At 67.8% G+C, this 3,432-nt stretch carries 5 protein-coding genes; 3 read left to right on the plus strand and 2 right to left on the minus strand.

What is annotated here, in order from left to right; genetic code table 11:
- From JYJ84_RS31775 to JYJ84_RS31785, 3 genes are all read left to right on the plus strand, one after another.
- Positions 1-212: 2Fe-2S iron-sulfur cluster binding domain-containing protein (locus tag JYJ84_RS31775; RefSeq protein ID WP_205189940.1), on the plus strand; the 212-nt coding region annotated here is incomplete at its 5' end.
- Positions 213-242: 30 nt separating this feature from the next.
- A complete protein-coding gene (locus JYJ84_RS31780) occupies positions 243-1,187 on the plus strand; it encodes a choline ABC transporter substrate-binding protein (RefSeq protein WP_122947889.1) in 945 nt (314 codons plus the stop codon).
- A 109-nt stretch (positions 1,188-1,296) separates the two neighbouring features.
- On the plus strand, positions 1,297-2,070 hold the full coding sequence (locus JYJ84_RS31785; protein WP_175221298.1) for an SDR family oxidoreductase: 774 nt from the start codon (positions 1,297-1,299) through the stop codon (positions 2,068-2,070).
- Positions 2,071-2,200: 130 nt separating this feature from the next.
- On the opposite strand, the gene JYJ84_RS31790 is transcribed toward JYJ84_RS31785, so the two are convergent.
- A complete protein-coding gene (locus JYJ84_RS31790) occupies positions 2,201-2,950 on the minus strand; it encodes a class II aldolase and adducin N-terminal domain-containing protein (RefSeq protein WP_175221237.1) in 750 nt (249 codons plus the stop codon).
- Positions 2,951-2,974: 24 nt separating this feature from the next.
- Positions 2,975-3,432: aldehyde dehydrogenase family protein (locus JYJ84_RS31795; protein WP_205189941.1), on the minus strand; the 458-nt coding region annotated here is incomplete at its 5' end.

Genomic DNA, 3,432 nt, shown 5'->3' on the forward strand with positions numbered 1-3,432 from the left:
GCCGGTCGATCCTCGACGTGCTGCGCGACGAGCGGATCGCCGTCGATTCGGTGTGCGGCGAAGGCGTGTGCGGCACCTGCGCGGTCACGCTGCTCGATGGCGAAGCAGAGCACCGCGACTGCCTGCAGACGGACGCCGAGCGGCGTGCGAACAACCTGATCTACATCTGCGTGTCGCGCGCGAAATCGTCCCGTCTCGTTCTGGATATTTAGTCATCCTCTAATTTGTCAGGAGAAACCACGATGAACGTCAGAAACACGCTCGGATGCATCGCACTGGCTGTCACCTGCACGGGCCACGCCGCCGCACAGGAAGCGGCGACCTGCCGCGCGGTGCGGTTTGCCGACATCGGCTGGACCGACATTGCCGCGACGACCGCGCTCGCGTCGACCGTGCTGTCGAGCCTCGGCTACCAGCCGACCAAGACGATGGCGTCGATTCCGATCGCGCTGGCCGGGCTCAAGGCGCGTCAGATCGACGTCTACCTCGGGGACTGGCGGCCGTCGATGGACGCCACGAGCGCGCCGTTCGTGAAGAGCGGGGCCGTGAAGGTGCTGGACCGGCCGAATCTCGTCGGCGCGAAGTACACGCTCGCGGTGCCGGCCTACGCGTACGACGCCGGGCTGCGTTCGTTCGACGACATCGCGAAGTTCGCCGACCGGCTGCAATACCGGATCTACGGGATCGAGCCGGGGAACGACGGCAACGAACTGATCCACAAGGCGATCGCGGGCAACCAGTTCGGCCTCGGCAAGTTCAAGCTGGTCGAATCGAGCGAGGCCGGCATGCTGGTCGAGGTGCGGCGCGCGATCCGCGATCATGCGTGGGTCGTTTTTCTCGGCTGGGAGCCGCATCCGATGAACCTCGACTTCAACCTGCGCTACCTCGCCGGGGGCGACAACCTGTTCGGCCCGAACTACGGGGAGGCGAAGGTCTATACGATGACGTCCCCCGATTATGCGGCGCGCTGCCCGAACGTCGCGCGGCTGGTTGCCAACCTGCAGTTCACGACCGACATGGAGAATCAGGTGATGAAGGCGATCGCCGGCGGCAAGCAGCCGGAAGTCGCGGCGAAGGCGTGGCTGCAGCAGCATCCCGACGTACTGAAGGGGTGGCTGGCCGGGGTCAGGACGGTCGACGGCCGCGATCCGCAGGCGGCCGTCCAGGCCGCGCTGAATCTGCACTGAACTGGCTGGGCGCAGCGGCCGCCGCCATACCGGCGGCGGCGTGAGCGCTGTGCCCCCGCGGGCCAGGGGCGCGGTATCCGTGCCTCGGTCCTTTCCAGGAGAAACGACGATGAGCCACAACCGCACCGGCCGGCTGGCCGGGAAAGTCGCCGTGGTGACGGGTGCCGCGAGCGGAATCGGCAGGAGCATCGCGCTGCGATTCGCGAACGAAGGCGCCAGCGTGGTCGCGACGACGAGCCGCAACACCGCGCAACTCGACGAGACCTGCCGCCTGGCACGCGACGGGGTCATCGTCGCCAGGCAGGCCGATGCCGGATCGGCGGAGCAGGTCGAGGCGCTGATCGACTTCGTGGAGCACCGGTTCGGCCGGCTCGACGTCATGTGCAACAACGCGGGCGTGATTCGCGAGGCCCTGCTCGTCGACACCACCGAAGCGGACTGGGATGCCGTCATGGACGTCAACCTCAAGGGCGTGTTCCTCGGCTGCAAGTACGCGATTCCTGCGATGATCCGCGCCGGCGGCGGGTCGATCGTCAATATCGGCTCCACGAGCAGCTTCGTCGGCGAACCGCTTCATGCGGCCTATTGCGCATCGAAGGGCGGGGTGCTGATGCTGACCCGCTGCGCGGCGATCGAGCACGCGAAGGATCGCATCCGCGCCAATGCCGTCTGTCCGGGCTGGATCGATACCCCGATGAATACGCCGTTCATCGACGCGCTCGGCGGGCGCGGCGCGATGAACGCGCTGCTCGACGAGGTTCAGCCGCTGGGGATGGGGACACCCGAGCAGGTCGCGGACGTCGCGCTGTTCCTGGCCTCGGACGAAAGCAGTTTCGTCACCGGGACGTCGATCCTCGTGGATGGCGGCTTGACTGCGCGGTAGCGCGCGTGACGGCGAGCGCGGTGTCGTGTTGAAGCAAGTTGCGCTGCGCGGCTGCCCGGCCGCCCGGCACCTCGGCAATGCATGCGTTCGCACGGACGGCGCAGCCCTGCCGGGCCGCGCCGTCCGACGGCTACCACGCGTACGACGGTGCTTCCTCGTCGAGAATGGCCCGGAGTTCCGCCAGATGCTGCTCCGCGAACCCTGCATAGTCGTCGCGCCACTGCAGCATGGTTTTACGCGCGACGGCGTCGGTCGCGAACCGCAGTGGCTGGCCGGTTTGCAGCGCGGTCACATATGTCTGGCACGCACGCTCGAAGTAGTACAGGTCGTCGAACGCCTGCGCGACCGACGAGGCGGCGACGATCACGCCGTGCTGGCCCATCAGCAGCACGGGTTTGTCGCCGAGCGCGTCGGCGACGCGGCACGCCTCGTCGCCGAGCCCCATGCCGTCGAAGCCGGTGTCGATCGCGACCCGCTCGAAGAAGCGCATGCAGTTCTGGTCGAGCGGCGGGAGCGAGGGCTGCGCGAGGCACGACAGCACGGTCGCGTACGTCGAATGCACGTGCAGCACGCAGCGCGCGTGCCGGTGGCGCTTGTGGATTTCCGAGTGAAGCGCCCACGCGGTGAGGTCGGGCGCGTTGTCGCGCCGGATCGTCTCCGGGTCGTCGGCATTCACGAGCAGCAGTTCGCTCGCACGGATCCGCGAGAAATGGCGCCCACGCGGATTGATCAGAAATTGCCGGTTGTCGTCGGAGACGGCGGCGCTGAAATGGTTGGCGATCGATTCGTGCATGCCGAGGCGCGCGGTCCAGCGGAGCGCGCAGGCGAGGTCCGCGCGGGTCGCGCGATGCGTCTGGTCGGGTTGCGTGGCGGTAAGCATGTCGGACTCCCGTTGCGAGGAGGATCAGAACCAGCGTTGCGGGCTGGCTTCGAAGTTGAGGTATGCGTGCTTGAGTTCCGTGTATTCGTCGAGGCCGCTGCGCGACAGTTCGCGGCCGATGCCGCTGGCCTTGTAGCCGCCCCACGGCGCGCCCGGCAGCGTGACGTTGTAGTCGTTGATCCAGACCGTCGCCGCCCGCAGCCGGCGCATGACCCGGTTCGCCCGCGCGAAGTCGCGGGTCCAGACGGCGCCCGCGAGCCCGAACGGCGTGTCGTTGGCCAGGGCTACGGCCTCGTCTTCGCTGTCGAACGCCTCGACGGTCAGCACCGGGCCGAAGACTTCCTCGCGCGCGATCGCCATCGTCGTCCGGACGTCCGCGATCAGCGTCGGTTCGACCCAGAAGCCGGTCGCGAACGCGTCGCCCGCCGGGGTGCGGCCGCCGCACACGACCTGTGTGTTATACACATCTGACTCTGCGGAAG

Origin of the sequence: Burkholderia sp. LMG 13014, assembly GCF_905232215.1 — a bacterium.
GTDB lineage: Bacteria > Pseudomonadota > Gammaproteobacteria > Burkholderiales > Burkholderiaceae > Burkholderia.